23 protein-coding genes are annotated in these 23,346 nt (G+C 67.9%); 12 read left to right on the forward strand and 11 right to left on the reverse strand.

Annotation, left to right across the window (positions count from 1 at the left end; all coding sequences use genetic code 11):
* Window positions 1–16 precede the first annotated feature (16 nt).
* Together AC5Y5Z_RS16695 and bfr are read right to left on the reverse strand one after the other, a co-directional pair.
* Complete coding sequence (locus AC5Y5Z_RS16695) at window positions 17–2,083, reverse strand: MDR family MFS transporter (protein WP_463824217.1); 2,067 nt, start codon at window positions 2,081–2,083, stop codon at window positions 17–19.
* Window positions 2,084–2,142: 59 nt separating this feature from the next.
* The gene (gene bfr, locus AC5Y5Z_RS16700; protein ID WP_463824216.1) at window positions 2,143–2,622 is read right to left on the reverse strand and encodes a bacterioferritin; all 480 of its coding nucleotides are present in this window, start codon (window positions 2,620–2,622) and stop codon (window positions 2,143–2,145) included.
* A 280-nt stretch (window positions 2,623–2,902) separates the two neighbouring features.
* Between bfr and AC5Y5Z_RS16705 the strand changes: the two genes are divergently transcribed.
* Window positions 2,903–3,091 carry a (2Fe-2S)-binding protein gene (locus AC5Y5Z_RS16705; protein ID WP_463824897.1) on the forward strand — a complete coding sequence of 63 codons (189 nt, stop codon included), beginning with the start codon at window positions 2,903–2,905 and terminating at the stop codon, window positions 3,089–3,091.
* Here the strand turns inward: AC5Y5Z_RS16705 and AC5Y5Z_RS16710 are convergent.
* Genes AC5Y5Z_RS16710 through AC5Y5Z_RS16725 form a run of 4 tightly spaced genes read right to left on the reverse strand, consistent with a single transcriptional unit; the run spans window position 3,088 to window position 5,959 of the window.
* On the reverse strand, window positions 3,088–3,843 hold the full coding sequence (locus AC5Y5Z_RS16710; RefSeq protein ID WP_499926379.1) for an enoyl-CoA hydratase/isomerase family protein: 756 nt from the start codon (window positions 3,841–3,843) through the stop codon (window positions 3,088–3,090). The two genes, AC5Y5Z_RS16705 and AC5Y5Z_RS16710, sit on opposite strands and share 4 nt — an antisense overlap.
* A gap of 9 nt (window positions 3,844–3,852) precedes the next feature.
* Window positions 3,853–4,293: a TIGR03618 family F420-dependent PPOX class oxidoreductase gene (locus AC5Y5Z_RS16715; protein WP_463824214.1), complete on the reverse strand. Its 441-nt coding sequence runs from the start codon at window positions 4,291–4,293 to the stop codon at window positions 3,853–3,855.
* Entirely contained in the window at window positions 4,290–5,003 is a 714-nt protein-coding gene (locus AC5Y5Z_RS16720) for an EthD domain-containing protein (RefSeq protein ID WP_499919452.1), read from the reverse strand. Before AC5Y5Z_RS16720 ends, AC5Y5Z_RS16715 begins: the two co-directional genes overlap by 4 nt.
* 11 nt (window positions 5,004–5,014) lie before the next feature.
* Window positions 5,015–5,959: a hydrogen peroxide-inducible genes activator gene (locus AC5Y5Z_RS16725; RefSeq protein ID WP_499919454.1), complete on the reverse strand. Its 945-nt coding sequence runs from the start codon at window positions 5,957–5,959 to the stop codon at window positions 5,015–5,017.
* 102 nt (window positions 5,960–6,061) lie between these two features.
* On the opposite strand from AC5Y5Z_RS16725, the gene AC5Y5Z_RS16730 reads away from it, so the two are divergent.
* From AC5Y5Z_RS16730 to AC5Y5Z_RS16740, 3 genes are read left to right on the forward strand one after another with little or no spacing between them, the layout of a single operon-like run.
* The gene (locus tag AC5Y5Z_RS16730; RefSeq protein WP_463824211.1) at window positions 6,062–6,649 is read left to right on the forward strand and encodes a peroxiredoxin; all 588 of its coding nucleotides are present in this window, start codon (window positions 6,062–6,064) and stop codon (window positions 6,647–6,649) included.
* A complete protein-coding gene (locus AC5Y5Z_RS16735; RefSeq protein ID WP_463824210.1) occupies window positions 6,646–7,182 on the forward strand; it encodes an alkyl hydroperoxide reductase in 537 nt (178 codons plus the stop codon). The genes AC5Y5Z_RS16730 and AC5Y5Z_RS16735 overlap by 4 nt, the downstream gene beginning before the upstream one ends.
* Window positions 7,183–7,198: 16 nt before the next feature.
* On the forward strand, window positions 7,199–8,458 hold the full coding sequence (locus AC5Y5Z_RS16740; protein ID WP_499926383.1) for an alpha-amylase family glycosyl hydrolase: 1,260 nt from the start codon (window positions 7,199–7,201) through the stop codon (window positions 8,456–8,458).
* On the opposite strand, the gene AC5Y5Z_RS16745 is transcribed toward AC5Y5Z_RS16740, so the two are convergent.
* Window positions 8,455–8,871, reverse strand: a complete 417-nt coding sequence (locus AC5Y5Z_RS16745; protein ID WP_463824208.1) for a DUF1810 domain-containing protein — start codon at window positions 8,869–8,871, stop codon at window positions 8,455–8,457. The genes AC5Y5Z_RS16740 and AC5Y5Z_RS16745 overlap by 4 nt on opposite strands.
* A gap of 25 nt (window positions 8,872–8,896) precedes the next feature.
* On the opposite strand from AC5Y5Z_RS16745, the gene AC5Y5Z_RS16750 reads away from it, so the two are divergent.
* From AC5Y5Z_RS16750 to AC5Y5Z_RS16775, 6 genes are all read left to right on the forward strand, one after another.
* Entirely contained in the window at window positions 8,897–10,117 is a 1,221-nt protein-coding gene (locus AC5Y5Z_RS16750) for an alpha-hydroxy acid oxidase (RefSeq protein WP_499926385.1), read from the forward strand.
* 72 nt (window positions 10,118–10,189) lie between these two features.
* Complete coding sequence (gene lon / locus AC5Y5Z_RS16755; protein ID WP_499926387.1) at window positions 10,190–12,508, forward strand: endopeptidase La; 2,319 nt, start codon at window positions 10,190–10,192, stop codon at window positions 12,506–12,508.
* A gap of 18 nt (window positions 12,509–12,526) precedes the next feature.
* The gene (locus tag AC5Y5Z_RS16760) at window positions 12,527–13,015 is read left to right on the forward strand and encodes a hypothetical protein (RefSeq protein ID WP_463824205.1); all 489 of its coding nucleotides are present in this window, start codon (window positions 12,527–12,529) and stop codon (window positions 13,013–13,015) included.
* A 4-nt stretch (window positions 13,016–13,019) separates the two neighbouring features.
* Window positions 13,020–13,352, forward strand: coding sequence for a TfoX/Sxy family protein (locus tag AC5Y5Z_RS16765; RefSeq protein ID WP_463824204.1), 333 nt, complete (start codon window positions 13,020–13,022; stop codon window positions 13,350–13,352).
* A 42-nt stretch (window positions 13,353–13,394) separates the two neighbouring features.
* Complete coding sequence (locus AC5Y5Z_RS16770) at window positions 13,395–14,030, forward strand: HhH-GDP family DNA glycosylase (RefSeq protein WP_499926390.1); 636 nt, start codon at window positions 13,395–13,397, stop codon at window positions 14,028–14,030.
* The gene (locus AC5Y5Z_RS16775; RefSeq protein WP_499926392.1) at window positions 14,027–14,752 is read left to right on the forward strand and encodes a DUF72 domain-containing protein; all 726 of its coding nucleotides are present in this window, start codon (window positions 14,027–14,029) and stop codon (window positions 14,750–14,752) included. Before AC5Y5Z_RS16770 ends, AC5Y5Z_RS16775 begins: the two co-directional genes overlap by 4 nt.
* On the opposite strand, the gene AC5Y5Z_RS16780 is transcribed toward AC5Y5Z_RS16775, so the two are convergent.
* The 3 genes from AC5Y5Z_RS16780 to AC5Y5Z_RS16790 all read right to left on the reverse strand — a co-directional run bounded on the left by AC5Y5Z_RS16780 (window position 14,741) and on the right by AC5Y5Z_RS16790 (window position 18,961).
* Window positions 14,741–16,810 (reverse strand): Rossmann-fold NAD(P)-binding domain-containing protein, encoded by a 2,070-nt coding sequence (locus tag AC5Y5Z_RS16780; RefSeq protein ID WP_499926394.1) that lies wholly within the window; start codon window positions 16,808–16,810, stop codon window positions 14,741–14,743. The genes AC5Y5Z_RS16775 and AC5Y5Z_RS16780 overlap by 12 nt on opposite strands.
* A 91-nt stretch (window positions 16,811–16,901) precedes the next feature.
* Window positions 16,902–18,386: an acetyl-CoA acetyltransferase gene (locus tag AC5Y5Z_RS16785; protein WP_499926396.1), complete on the reverse strand. Its 1,485-nt coding sequence runs from the start codon at window positions 18,384–18,386 to the stop codon at window positions 16,902–16,904.
* 65 nt (window positions 18,387–18,451) lie between these two features.
* Window positions 18,452–18,961, reverse strand: coding sequence for a GNAT family N-acetyltransferase (locus tag AC5Y5Z_RS16790; RefSeq protein WP_499926398.1), 510 nt, complete (start codon window positions 18,959–18,961; stop codon window positions 18,452–18,454).
* A gap of 33 nt (window positions 18,962–18,994) precedes the next feature.
* Between AC5Y5Z_RS16790 and AC5Y5Z_RS16795 the strand changes: the two genes are divergently transcribed.
* Both AC5Y5Z_RS16795 and AC5Y5Z_RS16800 read left to right on the forward strand, forming a co-directional pair.
* Complete coding sequence (locus tag AC5Y5Z_RS16795; protein ID WP_499918979.1) at window positions 18,995–19,843, forward strand: SDR family oxidoreductase; 849 nt, start codon at window positions 18,995–18,997, stop codon at window positions 19,841–19,843.
* 45 nt (window positions 19,844–19,888) lie between these two features.
* Entirely contained in the window at window positions 19,889–22,279 is a 2,391-nt protein-coding gene (locus AC5Y5Z_RS16800) for a phosphoketolase family protein (RefSeq protein ID WP_499926401.1), read from the forward strand.
* Between the two features lie 9 nt (window positions 22,280–22,288).
* Here AC5Y5Z_RS16800 and AC5Y5Z_RS16805 read toward each other — a convergent pair.
* Window positions 22,289–23,346: HNH endonuclease signature motif containing protein (locus tag AC5Y5Z_RS16805; RefSeq protein ID WP_499926403.1), on the reverse strand; the 1,058-nt coding region annotated here is incomplete at its 5' end.

Raw genomic sequence — 23,346 nt, forward strand, 5'->3', positions numbered from 1 at the left:
CGGGCGGACCGGCTGCTCACGTTGCGGCCCGCGGCATCGCCACCGTGGGTGCGTCGGCATGCCAATCACGCTGTGCGATAACGCGATAGGCGATGCGACTCAACGCGGCTTCCACCTCGCGGCGGTCGGGGCGGCCGGCGAATCCGGCCGATCGGGACAGTTTGTCGACGATCCAGGCCAGCAGCAGTGAGTAGACGTAATCGACCTGCTGTACGCCGGCCGGAGTCAGGCTGAGCCGGTCGCCGTCGCGCACCACGTAACCGCCGGCGGCCAGCCGCGCGAAGGTGGGTTCGAGGACTTCGAACGGAATGTTCAGCGTCTCGCCCATGTCGGTGAGCCGGGCCGCGCCGAAGAACTGTTGATAACGGTTGATGCGCAACACCGCCCACAACCCGGCGACGTCGAGGCGGCAGTCGGGCCGCATCGCGATACTGCGCAGCCGCATGCCCGATTCGCCGCGCAGCACGCGGGCCACTGCGTTCTCCAACAGCTGTTCGGGTGTCTCGGAGGTGGGCATGGCGAAGCCGTCGCCGAGATCGGCCGCGCTGGTGTGGATGTCACGCAACGGGACTTCGCGCAGGAACAGCGCCAGCACGAAACCCGCCGCGGCCACCGGCGCCGCGCAGAGGAACACCTGAGACAGCGACTCCGCGTAGGCATGCACGATCGGCGCCATCACCGCAGCAGACTGGCGATGCAGGGCCGCCGGTGAACTGACCTCGTCCGGCGAGATCCCGCCGGCCGCGGTGGCCGGCCCCAGTCGGGCGTTGAGGAAGTTGACGAACAGCGAGCCGAAGATGGCTGCCCCGAACGAGCTTCCGATGGTGCGGAAGAAGCTCACCCCCGAGGTGGCCACGCCGAGGTCCTCGAAGTTCGAGGTGTTCTGCACCACCAGCACCAGCACCTGCATGGACAGGCCGATGCCGGCGCCCAGGATCAGCAGGTACACCGACTGCAGCACCGCCGGGGTGGCACCGTCCATCGTCGACATCAGCAGGAACGCGATCGTCATCAGCGCGGTGCCGACGACCGGGAAGATCTTGTACCGACCGGTGCGGCCCACCAGCGTTCCGCTGCCGGTGGAGGTGATCAGCATGCCGACCACCATCGGCAGGGTGCGCAGCCCCGACGTGGTCGCCGAGACGCCGTTGACGTACTGCATGAACGTCGGCAGGAACGTCATCGCACCCAGCATCGCGAACCCGACGACGAAGGACAGCGCGCAGCAGACGCTGAAGACGGGGCTGGCGAACAGCCGCAACGGCAGAATCGGTTGGGGTGCGCGGCTTTCCACCCACGCGAAAACACCCAGGGCCAGCACCGCGCCGACGAACAGCCCGATCACCGGCGCCGATCTCCACGGGTAGACGGTGCCGCCCCAGCTGGTGGCCAGGGTCAGCGCGGCCGCGCCCACACCGATGAACACGATCCCGGCGTAGTCGACGACGGGCCGCGTCGCGGCGGCCAGCGCCGGGATGGCCGCAGCCGCCACGCAGATCACCACCACCGACACCGGCAGGTTGATCCAGAACGCCCAGCGCCAGCTCAGATAGTCGGTGAAGTAGCCGCCCAGCAGCGGGCCGACGACTGTGGTCACCCCGAAAACGGCCCCCAGGATGCCCTGGTACCGGCCCCGGTCGCGCAGTGGGACCACTTCCCCGATCAGGGCGCTGGCGGTGACGGTGATAGCGCCGCCCCCGATGCCCTGCAGCGCCCGTGCGCCGACCAGCATGGTCATCGAGTGCGCCAGTCCGCACAGCACCGACCCGGCCACGAAGAACAGCACCGCGACGACGAAGACCCGCTTGCGGCCGAACAGGTCACCGAGCTTGCCTACCAGCGCGGTGACGATGGTCGAGGCGAGCAGGTAACTGGTGACCACCCACGACTGCCGGCCGGCGTCCCCGAGGTCGGCGACGATGGTCGGCAGCGCCGTCGCGACGATGGTCTGATCCAGGGCGGCAAGCAGCATGCCGAGCAGAACCGCCAGGAAGATGAAGTTGCGCCGCCGCGCGGTGAGCAGCGGGCCGCTGGGGGCGAAATCGGTCGACGGGTCCGTGACCGCTGCGCGCGGGGTTGTCATGACCACCTTCCGGTCCCGGTCTGTGACCGCCGATCACCCCGCGGCGTGTCGAGCCGGCGTCAGCTGGGCGGACGGGAGACGCACTGGGCGGAGTACAGCTCCTCGCCGAGCTTGTCCATCAGCTCCAGCTGAGTCTCCAGGTAATCGACGTGCGATTCCTCGTCAGCCACGATTCCTTCCAGCAGGGCCGCACTGGTGCTGTCCTGCTTCTCGCGGCACATGATGATGCCCGGTTTGAGCCGGTTCAACACCTCGTACTCGATGGCGAGGTCGGCTTCGAACTGCTCGCGCAGCGTCTGGCCGATCCGCAACGAGAAAATGCGCTGATAGTTCGGCAGGCCGTCCAGCAGCAGAATGCGGTCGGTGATCGCCTCGGCGTGCCGCATTTCGTCGAACGATTCCGCGCGGGTGTGCTTAGCCAGCTCGGTGAAGCCCCAGTTGTCCTGCATCTTGGAATGCAGGAAGTACTGGTTGATGGCGGTGAGTTCGCTGGTCAACTGTTCGTTGAGCAGCCGCAGAACGTCGGGATCGCCTTGCATGCTCACTCCTCAGGGGTGAAGTCGGTCATGTCGGCCGCAGGCGGCTGGGCTGGAGCGCGCCATACGGGGTCAGCAGCAGCTTTGCGTGCCGACCTCGAATCTAGTGCAATAACCGCAAGTCAGGACACCCTTCGTCGCTCCCGCGGCGTGGCGGCCAAGCCGAAAATCGGCGAGCTTAACCTAAGTTAGGTTAGACTTCACTAACCACCTTAGGTTAGACTGTGCTAATTATGCGGCTCAATTCTCCGGCGCTGTCTGCGGCAACCTTGCGGGTTTGCTGATGTACGTCTGCCTGTGCGTCGGAGCCACCAATCAGACCATTTGTGACGTCGTCGCGCGGGGTGCGTCGACGTCGAAGGAAATCGCCGCAGCATGTGGGGCGGGCGGGGATTGTGGCCGCTGCCGGCGGACCCTGCGGGCGATCCTGGCCGCGGCCACCACGCTCGATCCGGCCGCGGCCGTCGGTTAGCTCCGCTTCCGGTCGCTGAAATCGGCCAGCGCCGCGGCGTTCGCCTGCTGCCCCATCAACTCCGCGAAATGCGCGTTCTCCCGCGCCGTCGCCGCAGCGATCTCGGCGCGTAGCGGTTCGACCATGGTGTGCTTGACCGCCATCAGGCTGGAGATCGGCCGGGCGGCAAGCACCTCAGCGTGCCGCCGGGCCTCGGCCAGCAGGTCGTCGGGCGCGCAGACCCGCCAGACCAGCCCCATCCGCAACGCCTCCGCGGCATCGACCCACTCCGACGACATCAACAACCAGGCCGCGTTCTGCCGGCCGACGAGTTGCGGCAGCAGGTAGGACGAGGCCGCCTCGGGCGCCACGCCCAGGCTGGTGAACGGGCACTTGAGCCGGGCTGTGGACGCCATGAAGGCCAGGTCGGCATAGCCCAGGATGGTGGTGCCGATGCCCAACCCGACGCCGTTCACCGCGCAGATCAGCGGTTTGGGAAACGCGGTAAGCGCCTCGATCAGGCCGCGGAAACCGTAGGTGCCCTCCTGGAACTCCGAATCGGTGATGCGCGCCTGCATCTCGGCCAGGTCGGTGCCGGCGCTGAAGCCGCGACCCGCGCCGGTCAGCAGGACCACTGCCACCTCGGGATCCTCGGCGGCGTCGATCAGCGCCTGGGCGGTGGCGTCGTAAAGCGCTTCGTTGAACGCGTTGAGTGCTTCGGGCCGGTTCAGCGTGAGAGTGCGGACGCGGTTCTGATCATCGATGAGCAGCACGGCGCCACCCTAACCGTTGCCGTAGACGCGGGTCGGTCCGATCAGCACCACCGCGCGCCGCTCCCGTGCCATGGTCGCGTCGTATTCTGCCCAGTTGTCGTGGGTACCGCCCGCCGCGGCGAACACGTCGCGCAACAACGACGCCAGCAGCTGCTCGGTCAGCCACGGCTGCGGGTCGTCGGGGCCGGCCAGTTCAGCGCGGCCTTCGACCGTGGCCCACCGCCAGCCGTCGCGGAAGGTGACGGCCAGCTGCGGACGGACCCGCAGGTTGGCCAGTTTGACCTTGCCGTAGGTGGTGAAGCCCAGCACCGGCTCGCCGCCGGTGGGATGTGGCAGCAGGCCCACGTTGACCAGCGAGGCCTGCACGGTGCCGTCGGCGCGGCCGGTTGAGATCACTGCCAGCCCGCGTTCGACCGTGGCCAGCGCCACCGCCTCCTCGAGTGTCGTCATGCGTGCTCGTCCTTCCGGAATGGCGACTTCATCACGTAGCGGCTGGTGGGCACGGTGTCGATGTTCTGGTTGGCGCCGAATGCGGCTGTGCTGGCGACCATTCGGCCTAACCGATGCTGCAGATCCGCGTCGTCGGCAGCACCGAAGAACGCCTTGAGGTCGGAGACGGCCTCGGCCGGGAACAACTCCTCGACGATGGCGGCGATGTCCGGCGCGTCCGGGGTGATTGCGCGGACCACCCAGTTCTGGGTGTAGCCGAAGGTCGACTGGGTCTCGATGGCGACCGGGGTGTGGTCGAGTTGCCAGCGGTCCAGCCACGTGGCCACCTCCAGTTCGGCGGGCCGGCGCAGCAGTGCGATGTTGGCCAAACCTGTTGTCCGAGCGCCGGGTTGGTGAACGGGGCCGGGCAGCGGAACCGACTCGGTGACCAGGTAGGCCGCCAGCCGGTCGCATTCGCCGCCCAGCACCCGCAGGGCCGCGGTCACCTGCTCGCCGTAGCACTGCTGGGTCCAGAGGCTCACCACCGCGGCGACCGGCGGATCCAGCGTGGTGAGCGTCATCAGCGAGTCGCGCACTGCGCTGTCGCGCACATTGATCGACAACCCCGGCACACCGAGCCGCAACAGTTGGTCGGCGACCGGCCCGCGCTGCCGCGCGCACCACTGGTCGTCGGCTTCGGCGCGCATCAGGACAACGATGACCTTCTCCATAACGGACGAACCTACAAGCGCGGGTCCACCAGCCGTACCTGGTGTTCGCTGTCGACCAATGCGCCGATGACTGCGGCCAGCCGCCGGTAGGACTGTTCGCCGCCGCGGGTGGCACGAAACACCAGGCCGATGCGCCGACCAGGGCGCGGCGGCGCGAAGTGGGCCAGGCCGAGCCGGTTGCGGGCGGCTTCGACCGGTGCGGCGGTCTGCGGGATCAGCGTCACCCCCAGTCCCCCGGTCACACACTGCACCGCCGTCGCCAGCGACGCCGCACGGGTGTCGGCGAACTCGGTCTGTGCTCCCGCCTGCCGGCAGGCCTCGAGGGTCTGGTCCCGCAGGCAGTGGCCCTCGTCCAGCAGCAGCAGCGGCAGCTCGGCGAGGGTGGCCGCGGGCACCCGCCGCTTGCCGGCCAGGCGGTGCCCGGGCGGCAGCGCCAGGACGAAATCCTCGTCGTAGATCGGGATCTCGATGAGGCCGGCGGCTTCGGCGGGCAGTGCGATCAGCGCGGCGTCCAGCGTGGCATCGCGGAGCAACGTCAGCAACCGGTCGGTCTGGTCCTCAACCACCTGCAGGGTCAAGTCCGGCAGTTCGCGGGGCAGGCCCGCGAAGATGGTCGGCAGCACGTAGGGCGCGACGGTGGGGATCAGGCCCAGGCGAAGGCGGCCCCGCAGCAGATCCGACGTGCCTGCGGCTGCATTGCCGAACGCGTCTGCCGCATCGACCACGGCCTGCGCGTACGGCAACAGTGTGGTGCCCTCTGCGGTCAGGAAAACGCGTCGGGTGGAACGCTCCACCAGGCGGACGTTCAACCCGGCCTCCAGCGCCGCCAAGGCCTGCGACAAGGTGGACTGACTCACCCCGAGAAGCGTTGCCGCACTGCTGAAATGCTGCTTTCCGGCCACCGCGGTGAAGGCCCGTAACCCGGCCAGGGTGGGCTGGAAACTCTTATCGGTCATGCCTATCAATGTAGTGCGACATATCACCTTTACTTCACACAGAACTCCAGGCACCATGAGGGAGACGGATAATCTTGATTGAGTCCAAAAAGGAGTGCACGCATGTCCCTGTTGACCATCGGCGACCAATTCCCCAGCTACCAGCTGACCGCGTTGGTCGGCGGCGATCTGTCCGAGGTCGACGCCAAGCAGCCCGGCGACTACTTCACCACCGTGTCCAGCGACGACTACCCGGGCAAGTGGCGGGTCGTCTTCTTCTGGCCCAAGGACTTCACCTTCGTATGCCCGACGGAGATCGCGGCATTCGGCAAGTTGAACGACGAGTTCGCCGATCGCGACACGCAGGTACTCGGCGTCTCGGTGGACAGCGAGTTCGTGCACTTCCAGTGGCGAGCTCAGCACGAGGACCTGAAGAAACTGCCGTTCCCGATGCTCTCGGACATCAAGCGCGAGCTCGTCGAAGCCACCGGCGCGCTCAATGCCGACGGCGTCGCGGACCGGGTGACGTTCATCGTGGACCCCAACAACGAGATCCAATTCGTCTCGGTCACCGCCGGATCGGTCGGCCGCAACGTCGACGAGGTGCTGCGGGTGCTTGACGCGCTGCAGTCCGACGAACTGTGTGCCTGCAACTGGCGCAAGGGCGACCCGACGCTGGACGCCGGCGAACTGCTCAAGGCCTCGGCATGAGCATCGAAAACCTCAAAACCGCCCTGCCGGAGTACGCGAAGGATCTCAAGCTCAACCTGGGTTCCATCGCGCGCAGCACCGTCCTGGACGGCGAGCGACTCTGGGGTACTTTGCTGGCCAGCGCGGCGGCAACGCGAAACGCCCAGGTGCTGGCCGAGATCGGCGCCGAAGCGCGCGAACAGCTCTCCGCCGAGGCCTACCAGGCCGCGCTGGGCGCCGCGTCGATCATGGGCATGAACAATGTGTTCTACCGGGGGCGCGGATTCCTCGACGGCCAGTACGACGACCTGCGGCCCGGCCTGCGGATGAACATCATCGGCAATCCCGGGGTGGCCAAGGCGAACTTCGAACTGTGGTCGTTCGCGGTGTCCTCGATCAACGGGTGTCCGCACTGCGTGGTCGCTCATGAGCACACCTTGCGCGAGACCGGGGTGGGCCGCGAGGAAATCCTGGAGGCGTTGAAGGTGGCCGCGATCGTGGCCGGCGTGGCGCAGGCACTCGACACGGCAGCCACCCTGGCCGCCGTCGGGTGACCGTAGTGTCGTAGGCATGCCCTCCTGGACCGAGCACGTGATCTGGTGGCAGGTCTACCCGCTGGGCTTCGTCGGAGCGTTTCCCGCTGACCAGCCGCCGGACCCGGCCGAGCACCGGCTGCGGCGGCTGGTCGACTGGTTCGATCACGCCATTGAACTCGGCGCCTCCGGGGTCGCGTTGGGTCCGGTATTCGCTTCGCGCACACACGGTTACGACACCACCGACCATTACCGCATCGACCCCCGGCTCGGTGACGACGCCGACTTCGACCACCTCGTCGCCGAGGCTCACCGCCGCGGTCTGCGGGTGCTGCTCGACGGCGTGTTCAACCACGTCGGCGCCGACTTCGTCGGCCCCGCCGGCTGGTTGAGCGGCGGCACGTTCGAAGGCCACTCCGAGCTCGTCGCGTTCGACCACAGCAATCCCGAGGTTGCCGATTACGTGGTCGAGGTGCTGGCGCACTGGCTGCAACGCGGTGCCGACGGCTGGCGGTTGGACGCGGCTTACGCCGTACCGCAAGACTTCTGGGCACGTGTGTTGCCCAGGGTGCGGGACCGCCACCCGGACGCATGGTTCGTCGGCGAGCTCATTCACGGTGACTATGCGGCGGTGGTCGAGGCGGCCCGGTTCGATTCGGCCACCCAGTACGAGCTGTGGAAAGCGATCTGGAGCAGCCTCAACGACGGTAACTTCTTCGAACTGGACCATGCGCTGCAGCGGCACAACGTGTTTCAAGAGACTTTCGCGCCGTTGACGTTCGTCGGCAACCACGACGTGACCCGGATAGCCAGCCGGCTCGAGCGTCCCGAACACCTGGCGCAGGCGCTGGCGATCCTGTTGATGATCGGCGGGGTGCCCAGCATCTACGCCGGCGACGAGTTGGGCTTGCGCGGCGACAAAGAGGAGCGCCGTGGCGGCGATGACGCCGTGCGCCCAGAATTCCCCGCTCCCCCAATGACATTGGCTGAACCGGACGTTCGGATCTGGGAGTTGCACCGATATCTGATCGGGCTGCGCAGGCGCCACCCTTGGCTGCATTCCGCGACGACCACCGCGGTGCAGCTGGCCAACCGGCATTACGTGTTCCAGACCCGCCGCGGCGATGACGCCCTGCTGGTCGCACTCAACATCGACGACGAACCACTCGAGCTCGCGCTGCCGGACCTGGGTGCCGCACAGGCGCAGGTGATCGCGGGCTCCACGGCACCCGAGGACCACGTCACCCAGCAGTTGGTGGTCGAGGCCCACGGCTGGCGGATCCTGCGGCCGTTCTAACCCAGCCGGACCACCGTCTGCTCGTCCTCGTCGCCGCCGTAATACTTCTCGAGCAGCGAGCGGAAGTCTTCGTTGTCGTCAGTGGCACGGGCGAACAACGTCATCGACGATTTGAGCTTGAGATCGTCGGGCCGGCCGAAGATCTGCACGGCCGACCGGTCCGGCACCTGGTTGACCAGTCGCACACATTCGCGCAACCGGGGACCCAGCAATTCGTGTGCCAGGTAGGCCCGGGCCTCGGCCAGCGAGACGATGCCGTAGTGCTGGGCCATCGGACTGCTGCCCAGCCCGCGCAACTGCGGGAACACGAACCACATCCAGTGACTGCGTTTGCGACCCGCACGCAACTCGTCGACGACCTTGTCGTACACGCCGGCCTGCGCGTCCACGAACCGCTGTAGATCGAACGCCATGACTTCACCCTGATTGAATGACCTGATGGCGGTCAAGCGGCAAGTCCCCAAGATCCGCGACCTGGCGCCCCTGGTGCAATTCAAGCGGCCCCAGTTCGACCGCACCAAGCGGCGTCTGGACGCCGCCCTGACCATCGAGGATCTGCGGCGCATCGCCCAACGACGAACCCCGAAGGCGGCGTTCGACTACACCGACGGTGCGGCCGAGGAGGAAGTGTCGCTGCGCCGGGCTCGGCAGGCGTTCCGCGACATCGAGTTTCACCCCACGATCCTGCGCGACGTCAGCAACGTGACCGCCGGCTGGAACGTGCTGGGCGGACCCACGGCACTCCCGTTCGGGATCGCGCCGACCGGATTCACCCGGCTGATGCACACCGAGGGGGAAGTCGCCGGAGCGCGCGCGGCGGCCGCGGCCGGCATCCCGTTCGCCATGTCGACCCTGGCCACCTGTTCGATCGAAGACGTCGTTGCCGCTGTTCCACAGGGCCGCAAATGGTTTCAGCTGTACATGTGGAAGGACCGGGAACGTTCGGTTGCCCTGGTCCGGCGGGCCGCCGACGCGGGTTTCGACACCATGCTGGTCACCGTGGACGTTCCGGTCGCCGGGGCGCGGCTGCGCGATGTCCGCAACGGCATGTCGATCCCGCCCGCGCTGACGTTGCGCACCGTGCTCGACGCGGTGCCGCATCCGCATTGGTGGTTCGACCTGCTCACCACCGAGCCGTTGTCATTCGCCTCCCTGGATCGTTGGCCGGGCACCGTGGGCGACTATCTGAACTCCATGTTCGATCCCAGCGTGACGTTCGACGATCTGGACTGGATCACGTCGACCTGGCCGGGAAAACTCGTCGTCAAGGGGATCCAGACCCTCGAAGACGCGCGCGCGGTGGTCAACCGCGGGGTGGACGGCATCGTGTTGTCCAATCATGGTGGCCGCCAACTCGATCGGGCCCCGGTGCCGTTCCAGCTGTTGCCGGCGGTGGCGCGCGAGGTGGGCCGGGACACCGAGATCCTGCTGGACACCGGGATCATGTCCGGCGCCGACATCGTCGCCGCGGTCGCACTCGGGGCGCGCTGCACCCTGATCGGTCGGGCGTACCTGTACGGGTTGATGGCCGGCGGTGAGGCCGGTGTGCGGCGCGCCATCGAGATCCTGGAAAGCGGTGTGCTGCGGACCATGGCGCTGCTGGGCGTCACCTGCCTCGAGGAGCTTTCCCCCACGCATGTGACGCAGCTCTACCGCTAGCGCGCGCGGCCGGGGGAACAAACACCGGCCGGTCAAGGTTGAGCCGAACAGACTTAACCTTTGGAGGAATGGATGTCTGAATCCAAGTCAATCCCGGTGCTGTTCGTGACCGACCCGATCGTGCTGCCCGGGATGGTGGTGCCGATTGCGTTGGACGACGCCGCACGCACCGCTGTCGACGCCGCCCAGGCCGGCGACGCGCGTGAGCTGCTGATCGCGCCGCGGCTGGCCGACCGCTACCCGTCCCACGGCGTGGTCGCGAAGATCCTGCAGGTCGGCCGCGTTCCCGGGGGCGGCACTGCGGCCGTGGTGCGCGGTGAACGCCGCGCGCACATCGGCGCCGGAACCACCGGTTCGGGTGCCGCGCTGTGGGTCGAGGTGAGCGAGGTGCCCGATGCGGAGGTGACCGACGAGGTCAGGGAACTGGCCGCGGAATACAAGAAGCTGCTGCTGGCCATGCTGCAGCGACGCGACGCCTGGCAGATCGTCGACTACGTGAACAGCCTCACCGACCCGTCGGCGCTGGCCGACACTTCCGGCTACGCGTCCTACCTGTCCGACGTGCAGAAACGCCAGTTGCTGGAAACCGTGGACGTGGCCGAACGACTGCGCGTGCTGATCGACTGGACCAGCGAACACCTGGCCGAAGTCGAGGTCAACGACAAGATCGCCGAGGACGTGCGCGACGGCATGGAGAAGACGCAGAAGGAGTTCCTGCTGCGTCAGCAACTGGCCGCCATCCGCAAGGAACTGGGCGAGGGTGAACCGGACGGATCCGAGGACTACCGGGCCCGCGTCGAGGCCGCCGACCTGCCCGAGAAGGTGCGGGAAGCCGCTCTGCGCGAGGTCGGCAAGCTGGAGCGGTCCAGCGACCAGAGCCCGGAAAGCGGCTGGATCCGCACCTGGCTGGACACCGTGCTGGAGCTGCCGTGGAACGAGCGCACCGAGGACTGCACCGACCTGGCGGCTGCCCGGGAGATCCTGGATGCCGACCACCACGGGCTGGACGACGTCAAGGACCGCATCGTCGAATATCTGGCGGTGCGCACCCGCCGTGCCCAGCGCGGACTGCAGGTAGTGGGCGGCCGCGGCTCCGGTGCGGTGATGGTGCTGGCCGGTCCCCCCGGGGTCGGCAAGACGTCGCTGGGCGAGAGCGTCGCGCGGGCGCTGGGCCGCAGGTTCGTGCGCGTCGCCCTGGGCGGAGTGCGCGACGAGGCCGAGATCCGCGGGCACCGGCGCACCTATGTGGGTGCGCTGCCGGGCCGCATCGTGCGGGCCATCGGTGAGGCGGGATCGATGAATCCCGTTGTGCTGCTTGACGAAATCGACAAGGTGGGCTCCGACTACCGCGGCGACCCGAGTGCGGCGCTGCTGGAGGTGCTGGACCCCGCGCAGAACCACACCTTCCGCGACCACTACCTGGATTTGGATCTGGACCTGTCCGACGTGGTCTTCCTGGCGACCGCCAACGTGATCGAGAACATCCCGTCGGCGCTGCTGGACCGGATGGAGCTGGTGCAGATCGACGGCTACACCGAGGACGACAAGGTCGCGATCGCCCGCGACTACCTGCTGCCCCGGCAGCGGGACCGGGCGGCGCTGACCGAGGACGAGGTCGTGGTCACCGACGCCGCACTGCGCAAGATCGCCGCCGACTACACCCGCGAACCGGGCGTGCGGCAGTTCGAACGGCTGCTGGCCAAGGCGCTGCGCAAGGTCACCACCAAGCTGGCCGAGGATTCGTCGGCGATCACCGTCGACGAGCCCGATCTGGTTGGCTACCTGGGCCGTCCGCGGTTCACGCCGGAGTCGGCCGAACGCACCGCGGTGCCCGGCGTGGCGACCGGCCTGGCGGTCACCGGGCTGGGCGGCGATGTGCTCTACATCGAAGCCGGGGCCACCGACGGTGAACCCGGATTGCAGTTGACGGGTCAGCTGGGTGAAGTGATGAAGGAATCGGCGCAGATCGCGTTGTCCTACGTGCGTTCGCACGCAGCAGAACTCGGTGTCGACCCCGCGGTGCTCGACGGCCGCATCCACGTACACGTGCCGGCCGGTGCGGTGCCCAAGGACGGCCCGTCCGCCGGGGTCACCATGGTGACGGCGCTGGTGTCGATGGCCACCGGGCGGCAGGTCCGCTCCGACGTCGGCATGACCGGCGAGGTCACGCTGAACGGCCGGGTGTTGCCCATCGGCGGTGTCAAGCAGAAGCTGCTGGCCGCCCAACGTGCCGGTTTGTCAACCGTTTTCATCCCGGTGCGCAACGAGCCGGACCTGGATGACGTGCCGGCCGAAGTGCTCGAGACGCTGACTGTGCTGCCGATGACCGACGTGGCCGACATCGTCGCCGCGGCGCTGGAACCGGCGCGGACGGAGGCAGCAGCGGCCTAGTGCCGCTAGTGTGCACGGATGGCTGCGTTGCTTCGCAAGATGTTCAGGATCGGCAAACTGCCCGCTGACCTGCGGGCAGAGGTCGAAACCGAGAACATCATCCACCTGGCCGAGTTCGTCCCGGTCACCCTGCGGTTCACCGGATCGGTGCCCGGCAAGGTGTCCAAGGGCAACGTCCGTAGCTACGCCGGTGCGGTGGCGATCACTTCCCAGCGGGTGCTGGGCACGCTGTCCACGGTGCCAAAGCTGGCTGGGCGCGCCATCGACCTCCGCTGGGACGCCCCCACCGAAGGTCCGGTGCAGGCCGAGATCTGCGCAGCCGGACTGCTGCTCGACGTCGACGTCAGCCAGGTCGATCCCGCGTTCTCCGGCAGGTTGTCGCTCAACTACAAGACCGCGATTCCCGAAGCGGTGCTGACCACCATTCCGCGCCGGTCGCTGTCGTTCAGCGTCCCCCGGGAATGGGTGTTGCGGGTGATCGGCGTCCCCGCTCCGCGACCGGTGTGACCCCGTGGCCTACGACACGCACCTCGCGGACCGGGTCCGCGAACTGGTGGCCACCGAGCCCGCAGTCGACGAAAAACAGATGTTCGGCGGACTGGCGTTCCTGGTCGGCGGGAACATGTCCGTCTGCGTCAGCGGGCAGGGTGGTCTGATGGTGCGGGTGCCTCGGGAGGACACCGACACGTTGCTGGCGCGAGACCACGTCAGCCCGATGGTGATGGCGGGCCGGGAAACGCGCGGTTGGGTGCTGGTGTCACCCGATGGCGTGAAAACCAAACGCCAACTACAGAATTGGGTTGTCCGCGGGGTGAAATACGCTCGCAGCCTGCCGCGCAGGTAACCGGGTCGGTTTGCCCGGTGTCGGTGCGGGTACGCCCCGCCCATGGACGACCCCGCGCCACAGGTACGACGGCTGCTCAGGGTCGCCGGGATCACCTTTGCGGCGGAGGCGGGCGTCCGGCTCCGGGACCAGCCCATGCCGTTGTTCCAGCTGCTGGTGCTGTGCATGCTGGCCAGCAAACCCATCGACGCCGCGATCGCGATGCGGGCCGGTCGCGAATTGTTCGACGCCGGTTTGCGCACCCCGAAGGCCGTGCTGGCAGCCGACCGCAGGACGATGATCAGGGCCTTCGGTCGCGCCCACTACGTCCGGTATGACGAGAGTTCGGCCACCAGGCTCACCGTCATCGCCGAGCGGGTGCGCGACGAATTTGGCGGCGATCTGCGTGACCTGGCTGTCCGCAGCGCCGAGAACCCGGTCGAAGCTGCACGAATGCTGAAGCAGTTCAAAGGAATCGGCAACACCGGTGCCGACATCTTTTTGCGCGAGGTGCAGGACGTGTGGACCTGGGTGCGACCGCATTTCGATGCCCGGGCCCTGGCTGCGGCAGAGGCGTTGAACCTGCCCACCGATCCGGTGAAACTTTCCGCGCTGGCGCCGCGCAGCAACGCCAAACTGGCGGCGGCGCTGGTGCGGGTGTCGCTAGACGACGACGTGCGCCACCAGGCGGCCGGTTGACGGTACGGATCGGCACCTCCGGGTGGTCCTATGACCACTGGACCGACGTGCTCTACCCACCCCGGTTACCAGCCGCGCGTCGATTGGCTCGGTATACCGAGGTCTTCGACACCGTCGAGTTGAACGCCAGTTTCTACCGCTGGCCCAAGGATTCGACGTTCGCCGGGTGGCGTGAGAGGTTGCCCGACGGCTTCACCATGACGGTCAAAGCCCATCGTGGACTGACCCACTACCGGCGGCTCGCCTCGCCGGAACCGTGGATCGAACGCTTCGAACGCTGCTGGCAGCTACTGGGTGATCGGCGTGGGGTGCTGCTGGTCCAACTCCATCCCGAGCAGCAGCGTGACGATGCTCGACTGGACTCATTCCTGCGCCTGGTGCCCACACCGGTTCGGGTGGCCGTCGAATTGCGTCACCCCTCCTGGGCCGCCCCCGAGGTGTATGCGCTGCTGGAACGGCACCACGCCGCCTACGTGGTCATGAGCGGCGCCGGGCTGGCAAGTGTCCGGCGCGCCACCACCGACTTCGTCTATATCCGCTTGCACGGGCCCGAACCGGCCTCGATGTACACCGGTTCCTACACCGCGGCCGATCTGCGCGACTGGGCCGGCCGCATTCGCGCCTGGGACGGCGAAGGCCGCGATGTGTGGGTGTATTTCAACAACGACCTCGGTGGTCACGCCGTCCGAAACGCGTTGTCCTTGCGCGAGTTACTGAGCTGATCCGTCGATGACATCGGGCGGGTGTTGCGACTGCAGACGTTCACGCTCGGCGCGGCGGCGCTTGACCCGCAGTCGCGCGTCGGCGGGCAGAGTGACCAGTTCGTCGCAGAGCAAGTAGTGCGCGTCGTCGACGGTGTCGATCACATCTGCCGCCACTCGCCGAGATGCCAACTCGTGCACTGCCATGCGGAACTCATGGGTGAACCGCATGGTGGTGTCGTGGGCAAGTTCCCGCGAAGTGCGGGCGCTGTCGGCCACCCGCTGGGACACCGATGCGGGCGGGTCGACGGCCGCAGCGGTGGCGTCGGCGGCCGCAGCCGCCGCAGTCAGCAACAGTCCCGGGTCGTCGCCGAACGTCGGGCAGGCCAGTTCGGCTTCGCCGGGGCCCCGGTGCTCCAGGTGGGCGACCAGGCTATCAAGGGCAGCGGCCGCTGTCGGCGACAACGCCCGGATGCTGCCGACGTTGCCCTGACGGGCCAGCGCGCACAACGGCGGGTCAGCCCGCAACAGCGCCGCCAGTGCGGCGGTCTCGGCCGCCACGCGGCCACTCTCGACGATCATCCCGATGCCGGACACGCGCGAAGCTGCCCGGGTGTGCTCGAGCGTGGCCGCGGTGACGCCGGAGTCGATGACCCACAGTCCGGTCAGGATCCAGCCCTGGTGAATGCGGTCGCGCAGCAGCCGCAACCGGACTTCCAGGGCGGCGTCACTCAGCGCAGCCAGTTCCGCCGGTCCGGCGTGCTCGGTCGCTGCGGCGGCGACGTAGGCCTGGGTGTCGGCCCGCAGGTGGCGCAGCAGGGCGACCGAGCGCGCGGTCGCCACCGCCTTGCCGACGGGCCCGGCTGAGGGCGGGTCTGCGCCCGGCAGCAGATCGGCGGCCCGGTCACCGAGGGCACGCTGGGCGATGGCGCGCTCGTCCCAGCCGGGCAGCTGAGTGGCGGCGACGATGTTGGCCGATACCCCGATGTAGGGGCGGTGGCCGAACACCGCTATCGCCCGGTTGGACCACTCCTCGGCGAACTCCTCGCCCAGTGCCAGCGCCCGGCCCATGGCCTGCGCGGCGCCGCGTAGGCCGGCTAGCTGCACGTCCAGCGTGAGCGGGGTGAGCGGTCCGGGCAGTGCCTCGGCCAGGTCGGTCGCGCTGAAGATCGGAAACCGAGGATCGATGCGGTCGTCGAACTCCCCTTCCAGCCCGTCGGGCATTACCGCGCGGCTGTCCTGGGCCGGACGCGGCCGCGGCGGCGTCTCGACCGGCAGCGCCAGTGAGGGCGAGGCGCACACGGCGCCGTCGGGGTCGAGTCTGCGACCGGTCAGGCCCCGGCCGGTGTCCAGCACCGCGTCGTTAGCCCGCCAGCCGTATTCGAAATCCCAATCCTCCTGCACCGTGGCGATATTCAGCTCGGGAAGCAGGTCGTCCCAACCCGGCACCCCGTGCAGCCGCAGCCGTGGGTTGACGGATCTGATCGCCCGCCACGCGGTGATCACGTTGGTGGTGTCCGGAGTGGCCAGATCGACCACCCCGGTGCGGTCGGTGCCGACCGCCAGCACCAGGAATCGGACCAGGTCGTCGAGGTGCAGCACCCGCATCGGACGGGCCGACACCTTGCTGCGCATCAGGGTGGCCACTGTCCGGCACACCATCCAGTCCAATTGGCGGCCAACCGGTGGGGCGATGCGGACGACGAGGCTCGGTGCCCAGCCGGTGGATACCAGCTGCTCAGCCGGGCGGTACAGCTCAGACCGCCCGGCGGCCTGTGACACCAACAGCAATCGCGCCCCCGCCTGGGCCGCGGCATGCGCCACATGTGCGACGCCGGTGAGGCCGGCGCCGCCCGGCGCGCTGGGGTCGACCGGGGCGAGATGGATCACGACGTCGGCTTCAGCTGCCAACTCCGCCAGCACCGGGTGACGCAGCGGCGCGCGAACGAATTCGACGTCAGGCTCCAGGGCGGGGTGTGCGCGGGTGGCGATGCCGCTGACGGTATGTCCGGCGGCCAGGAGCTGGCGTGCGACCAACCGCCCTACTGTGCCGACTGCGTCGGTAAGCAGTACGTGCACGTGGCGTCACCTCCCCCAGCGTGTATCTAACGACAATAAGCACGTCAACCATGGTTGCGCAGAATTGAGTCACTAACGTGACCGCGGTGGGTCAACGCAGCGTCGCCGTGCCGTCGGCAGCGACGATGACCTTGGCTCCCGCAATGTCGTCGCGCACGGTCGCCGCGGCGGTGTCCGGATCGGTGATGACCGCCAGCACCCGCGCCTGGTCGGGCGTGCGTACCGCCAGAAAGGCCCGCTCGGGTCGTCCGTCCCGATCGAACGGCGTGGTCCACGCTTCCAGGGTGCCGACACCCTCCCATTCGACCGGCCCCACCGTGGTGGGCTCCCGGTCCACCGCCGGTTGCACGTCCTCGTAGCGAAACTCCGTCGGTGGTTCGGTGCCGTAGACGCCGAAGCTGTGCTTGGTCAGGTAGCCGCCGTTGGCGGTGATCAGTCCGCGTCGACCAGGGTTCGCTGTCAGCATCTCGGCCATGGTCGCAATCGAATGAGTGACGTAATTGCTCCATGGTCCGCCGGCGAACGTCAGACCGCCGGTGACCGTGAGCGGCCGGGCGGGATCGTCGGTGGCCAGCCCCAACTCGTTCGCCGCGACCTGTACCGCGGACGGGAAGCACGAGTACAGATCGACGTAATCGAGGTCGTCGATGCCCAGCCCGGCCAGCTCCAGCGCGCTGGCACCGCCGATCCGGATCGCCGGCGAACGGTGCAGTTCACCGCGCTCAGCGATGGCCGATGTGTCGTGCGCGTCGGTACCGGACTGCGGGTACACCCACCGCTCGGGCGGGACCCGTAGGCGTTGCGCCTGTTCGACGGAGGTCAGGATCAGCGCGGCGCCCTGGTCGACCATGTTGTTGGAGTTCATCAACTTGGTGTACGGCCAGCTGATCATCCGGTTCGCGGGGCTGGGTTCGCGGATTTCCTCAGCGGTCACCGGCCGCCGGATCCAGGCGTGGGGATTGTCGACGGCGACCGCATTGAAGCGCGCCCACAGTTCACTGACCCGTCTGCTGTGCTCCTCGACCGATTCGCCGTTGGCGATGCGCAGCGACTGCTCGAACAGTGGATACACGTAGGCGGGCCGGTCCAGCTTGATCCGGATTTCGGCGTCGCCGGCCATCGGGACGTCGTCGCCGGCGATCTCGGGCATCGGCACGGAGTTGTCCTGCTCGGTCCACACCAGCCGGCGGCCCTGCTTCTTCAGCGCGTTGCGGGTGCGCCAGGTCTCCGCCGCGGAGATCAGCACCACCCCGGCCCGGCCCTGCTGAATGTCCAGGCACGCCCGGTTGACCAGCGACTGTGGGGTGTTGCCGCCGACGCTGCTGTAACCGGCCGCGAAGTCGGCCAGGCCGAGCCGCTCGCCGAGCAGCCGGCCCGGGTTGCGGTAGTGCGCCGACAACATGTGCACTACCCGAATGGCGTCGACAGCGTCGATGACGTGCTGGTCAGCGGCGTTGTGGACCGCCTTGACCATCAGGTCCAGCGGCTCGATGGACGGCTTGTCGGGGTCGACGTCGTCGCGGTGGTTGACCTGGCCGTAGCCGATCAGCACCGGTGTCCTGGGATCCACGGGCATGAATCGAACCTATCGTGAGGCCTGCGCCCGCCGCTTCCGATGTCGGGCAGGCAGCCGAGCGATCGCTACACGGGGACGCGACGGTACCGCACTTCGGCCACCGGCCGGTCCCCGTAACTCTCGGTGCGAGATGCCCCGTCCGGCTGCCAGCCGTCGCGCGCATAGAAGCGGCGCGCGCGGACGTTGTCCCGCAGGACCCACAGCGCCGCGCCCTCGACTCCCAGCCCCCGCAGCCGGTCTCGCCCCGCGCCGATCAGCAACCGGCCGATACCGGTGCCGAGGCAGTCCGGGTCGACGTAGATCGCCATCAGCTCACCGAAGTTCGGCAGGTCCTCCTCCCGGCACAGGCCGAAGGTGACCAGGCCGCAGATGGCGTCGTGCTGCACGGCGACCAACGTGACCGGCACGCCGATTCCGGGCCGGCCGAAGTCGTATCGGCGGGCCCGTGCCTCCGGTGTGAGGCTGTCGAGATAGTCCTGCGCAATCAGACCCCGGTAAGCGGATTGCCAGGCCCGCACGTGCACCCGTGCCACGGCCTCGGCGTCCGCAGCAACGGCGGTGCGTACCTCCGTCATCGGTGCCATTATCCAGCGGTTTAACGTGTACGCATGGCAGACACGGCATCGATCGGTGTGAAGGTACAGGGCAAAGTCATAGTTATCACCGGCGGTGCTCGGGGAATCGGCTTGGCCACCGCCACCGCGCTGCACAAGCTGGGCGCCAAGGTCGCCATAGGCGACATCGATGAGACCACGGTCAAGGAGTCCGGGGCCGACCTCGGTCTGGAGGTGTACGGCAAGCTCGACGTCACCGACCAGAACTCGTTCTCGGATTTCCTCGACCAGGTCGAGCGCCAACTCGGGCCGATCGACGTGCTGATCAACAACGCAGGCATCATGCCGGTGGGCCGGATCATCGACGAGCCCGACGCCGTCACCCGTCGCATCCTCGACATCAACGTCTACGGGGTGATACTCGGCAGCAAGCTGGCCGCTCAGCGGATGGTGCCGCGTGGGCACGGCCACGTCATCAACATCGCTTCGCTGGCCGGTGAGATGCACATCGTCGGGCTGGCCACCTACGTCGCCAGCAAGCACGCGGTGCTGGCGTTCACCGACTCGGCGCGGCTCGAGTACCGCGCCGCCGGGGTGCACTTCTCCGCAGTGCTGCCGACATTCGTCAACACCGAACTCACCGCCGGCACTTCCGGCGCCAAGGGCTTCCGCAACGCCGAACCGGCCGAGATCGCCGACGCGGTGGTGGCGTTGGTGGCCAAACCCAGACCGCGGGTGCGGATCACCAAAATGGCCGGCGCGATGGTGGTGTCGCAGAAGTTCTGGCCACGCCGCGTGGCCGAGGGCCTTAACCGTCTGATCGGCGGTGATCACGTCTTCACCGACGACGTGGACGTGGAAAAGCGCAAGGCGTACGAGGCCCGCGCGCGCGGCGAAGACTGAGACGCCCTTAGACGCCGTTCATCCGCGCCGGGAAGAATCGGCCGGATGAGTCCAGAAACCGCAACGAAGACCGAGCCCGCGCCCCTGACCGACGACGACCTGGCCCTCATCGACGCGTACTGGCGAGCCGCCAATTATCTGTCCGTCGGCCAGATCTATCTGCTGGACAACCCCCTGCTGGCCGAACCGCTGTCCGCGGAACACGTCAAACCACGACTGCTCGGCCACTGGGGCACCACACCGGGGCTCAACCTGCTCTACGTCCACCTCAACCGCATCATCCGGGACCGCGACGCCAACGTCATCTACATCACCGGCCCGGGCCACGGCGGTCCCGGGTTGGTCGCCAACACCTATCTCGAAGGCACCTACAGCGAGGTGTACACCGGGATTGAGGAGGACACCGAAGGTCTGCGCAAACTGTTCCGGCAGTTCTCTTTTCCCGGCGGCATTCCCAGCCACGTCGCGGCACAGACGCCGGGGTCGATCCACGAAGGTGGCGAACTCGGCTACGCACTGGTGCACGCCTTCGGGGCGGCGTTCGACAACCCCGACCTGGTGGTGGCCTGCGTGATCGGCGACGGCGAGGCCGAGACCGGTCCATTGGCCGCCGGTTGGCACTCCAACAAGTTCCTCAACCCCGTCGTCGACGGTGCGGTGTTGCCGATCCTGCACCTCAACGGCTACAAGATCGCCAACCCGACGGTGCTGGCGCGTATCCCGGAATCCGAGCTCGAGGCGCTGATGCGTGGCTACGGGTACCGGCCGATCACCGTCGCGGGTGACGATCCGGCCGACGTGCATCAGCAACTGGCCGCCGCGTTGGACGATGCCTTCGACTCGATTCGCGCGATCCAGACCGCCGCCCGCAACGGTGAGCAGACCGACCGTCCGGTGTGGCCGATGATCGTGCTGCGCACCCCCAAAGGTTGGACCGGCCCCAAAGAGGTCGACGGGCAGCACGTGGAGGGCACCTGGCGGTCCCATCAGGTCCCGCTGTCCGGCACGCGCGACAACCCCGAGCACCGCAAACAGCTCGAGCAGTGGCTGCGCAGTTACCGGCCCGACGAACTGTTCGACACCGACGGTGCGCTACGGGCTGATCTCAAAGCGATTGCACCACAAGGCGATCGACGGATGAGTGCGAATCCGCACGCCAACGGCGGGCTGCTGCTGCACGATCTGGACCTGCCCGACTTCCGGGACTACGCGGTGGACGTCGAGCGTCCGGCCACCGAGACCCACGAGGCAACCCGAGTGCTCGGCAACTTCCTGCGTGACGTGATCACCCGTAACCTCGACCGCTTTCGGATGATGGGTCCCGACGAGACCGCGTCCAACCGGCTGAGTCCGGTGTTCGAGGCGACCGACAAGGTGTGGCTCTCGGCGACCGGTCCCTACGACGGTCCAGCCGATCATCTGGCTCCCGACGGCCGCGTCATGGAAGTGCTTTCCGAGCACCTGTGCCAGGGGTGGCTGGAGGGCTACCTGCTGACCGGCCGGCACGGGCTGTTCAACTGCTACGAAGCGTTTGTGCACATCGTCGACTCGATGTTCAACCAGCACGCGAAATGGTTGTCCACCAGCCGTGAACTGCCCTGGCGGCGGCCGATCGCCTCGCTGAACTACCTGCTGAGTTCGCACGTGTGGCGCCAGGATCACAACGGCGCCTCCCACCAGGATCCGGGTTTCATCGACCTGGTCGCCAACAAACGCGCCGAGGTGGTGCGGGTCTACCTGCCGCCGGACGGCAACGCGTTGTTGTCGGTGGCCGATCACTGCCTGCGCAGTCGTGACTACATCAACGTCATCGTCGCCGGGAAGCAGCCCGCCTTGTCCTATCTGTCGATGGAGGAGGCGATCCTGCACTGCACCCGCGGCGTTGGGATCTGGCAGTGGGCCAGCAGCACGACCGGTGAGCCCGACGTGGTGCTGGCGTGTGCCGGGGACATCCCGACGCTGGAGACGTTGGCCGCCGCCGACATCCTGCGCCGCGAGTTGCCCGAGTTGGCGGTGCGAGTGGTGAACGTGGTGGATCTGATGCGGCTACAGCCGGCCTCTGAGCACCCACATGGCATGTCGGACAAGGAGTTCGACGCATTGTTCACGACGGACAAGCCGGTCATCTTCGCCTATCACGGATATCCGTGGCTGATCCACCGGCTGACATATCGGCGCACCAACCACGCCGGGTTGCACGTGCGCGGATTCAAGGAGCGCGGCACCACCACCACCCCGTTCGACATGGTGATGCTGAACGACCTGGATCGTTTCCACCTGGTACTCGACGTGATCGACCGGGTGGACGGATTGGCGATCCGCGCGGCTGAACTACGCCAGCGGATGGTCGACGCGCGACTGTCGGCCCGCATGTATACCCGTGAACACGGCGAGGACGACCCGCAGATCAGTGGCTGGACCTGGCCTAGCGACTGACCCGCGCCCCTAGAAGGGTGGTGGGTCGTCGTCGGGGTGGGGTGGTGGGTGGTTGTCGGCCCAGTGGGTCCAGTCGGTCCAGTTGGTGGTGTGGGTGGTGGTGCGGGCGTCGTGGTTGGCGCGTCGTTCGGTGGCGATGCGGTGGGCGCGGTTTTGGGTGCGGGTGCGGCGGCGGGTGGGCATCATCGCGGTCCGTTCGCCGCAGTAGTCGGTGCTGGTGTCGGTTTCGGGGGTGGGCATGCCGCCGACGGTGGTGCACAGGGTGGGGAATAGCAGGGCGCTGCCGGGGGTGGTGATGTGGGTGTCGCCGCTGGGGGAGGTCAGGATCAGGGTGCCGTCGGGGAGTTGTTTTTCGGTCCAGCCCCAGAATGTTTTGACCAGGTGGTGGGTGCGGCATAGGCATTTGATGTTGGCGGCGTGGGTGGGTCCGCCTTGGGACCAGGGGATGGTGTGGTCGAGGTCGGAGCGGGTGGCGGGTACCTCGCAGCCGGGCCAGCGGCAGGTCAGGTCGCGGGCGCGGATGAAGTCGGCCAGTGCGGCTGAGGGCCGGTAGGTGGGTTCGGGGGCGGTGTAGCCGGGGTGGATCAGGGGCACGATTGTGGCGGAGACGGCTAGGTCGGCGAGCAGTTCGGGGGTGATGAGTCCGTCGGCGGCGCCGATCATCGCCGCCACGGTCCCGTCGGCGCCGGCGGTGTTGGTGAGGGCGTCGTGGGGGGCGATCACATGGATGGTCACCGGGGAGGCTGGTGGGCGGGTGGGGGCGGTGCAGTCGGTGCGCCGGCATAGACAGCTCATGCGGGTGGCGCGGGTGGTGAGGGCTTCGATGGCATCGGCGCGGCGTTGTTCGGGGGTGCGGGGGTCGTGCGGGCAGACGGTGGCGGCCAGGGCGGTCAGGGTCTGGCTTAGGGCGCGGGCGTCGGTGGGGCGCAGTTGGCCCTCGATGGGGCACAGGCCGTCGTAGGGGTCGCCGATGTCGAGGTGGCGTTCGGTGTGGCGTTTCTCGCGGCGGCGCACCGCATCGATGTCGACCTGGGCGATGATGGCGTCGACTTTGTTGCTCAGCCGTG

Source organism: Mycobacterium sp. NGS29 (genome assembly GCF_059812965.1).

Excerpts from the sequence above, each read along its gene's own strand:
- AC5Y5Z_RS16695 (WP_463824217.1), bottom strand. The coding sequence starts at position 2,083 with ATGACAACCCCGCGCGCAGCGGTCACGGACCCGTCGACCGATTTCGCC.
- bfr (WP_463824216.1), bottom strand. The coding sequence starts at position 2,622 with ATGCAAGGCGATCCCGACGTTCTGCGGCTGCTCAACGAACAGTTGACC.
- AC5Y5Z_RS16705 (WP_463824897.1), top strand. The coding sequence starts at position 2,903 with ATGTACGTCTGCCTGTGCGTCGGAGCCACCAATCAGACCATTTGTGAC.
- AC5Y5Z_RS16715 (WP_463824214.1), bottom strand. The coding sequence starts at position 4,293 with ATGACGACACTCGAGGAGGCGGTGGCGCTGGCCACGGTCGAACGCGGG.
- AC5Y5Z_RS16720 (WP_499919452.1), bottom strand. The coding sequence starts at position 5,003 with ATGGAGAAGGTCATCGTTGTCCTGATGCGCGCCGAAGCCGACGACCAG.
- AC5Y5Z_RS16725 (WP_499919454.1), bottom strand. The coding sequence starts at position 5,959 with ATGACCGATAAGAGTTTCCAGCCCACCCTGGCCGGGTTACGGGCCTTC.
- AC5Y5Z_RS16730 (WP_463824211.1), top strand. The coding sequence starts at position 6,062 with ATGTCCCTGTTGACCATCGGCGACCAATTCCCCAGCTACCAGCTGACC.
- AC5Y5Z_RS16735 (WP_463824210.1), top strand. The coding sequence starts at position 6,646 with ATGAGCATCGAAAACCTCAAAACCGCCCTGCCGGAGTACGCGAAGGAT.
- AC5Y5Z_RS16740 (WP_499926383.1), top strand. The coding sequence starts at position 7,199 with ATGCCCTCCTGGACCGAGCACGTGATCTGGTGGCAGGTCTACCCGCTG.
- AC5Y5Z_RS16745 (WP_463824208.1), bottom strand. The coding sequence starts at position 8,871 with ATGGCGTTCGATCTACAGCGGTTCGTGGACGCGCAGGCCGGCGTGTAC.
- AC5Y5Z_RS16750 (WP_499926385.1), top strand. The coding sequence starts at position 8,897 with ATGGCGGTCAAGCGGCAAGTCCCCAAGATCCGCGACCTGGCGCCCCTG.
- lon (WP_499926387.1), top strand. The coding sequence starts at position 10,190 with ATGTCTGAATCCAAGTCAATCCCGGTGCTGTTCGTGACCGACCCGATC.
- AC5Y5Z_RS16760 (WP_463824205.1), top strand. The coding sequence starts at position 12,527 with ATGGCTGCGTTGCTTCGCAAGATGTTCAGGATCGGCAAACTGCCCGCT.
- AC5Y5Z_RS16770 (WP_499926390.1), top strand. The coding sequence starts at position 13,395 with ATGGACGACCCCGCGCCACAGGTACGACGGCTGCTCAGGGTCGCCGGG.
- AC5Y5Z_RS16785 (WP_499926396.1), bottom strand. The coding sequence starts at position 18,386 with ATGCCCGTGGATCCCAGGACACCGGTGCTGATCGGCTACGGCCAGGTC.
- AC5Y5Z_RS16790 (WP_499926398.1), bottom strand. The coding sequence starts at position 18,961 with ATGACGGAGGTACGCACCGCCGTTGCTGCGGACGCCGAGGCCGTGGCA.
- AC5Y5Z_RS16795 (WP_499918979.1), top strand. The coding sequence starts at position 18,995 with ATGGCAGACACGGCATCGATCGGTGTGAAGGTACAGGGCAAAGTCATA.
- AC5Y5Z_RS16800 (WP_499926401.1), top strand. The coding sequence starts at position 19,889 with ATGAGTCCAGAAACCGCAACGAAGACCGAGCCCGCGCCCCTGACCGAC.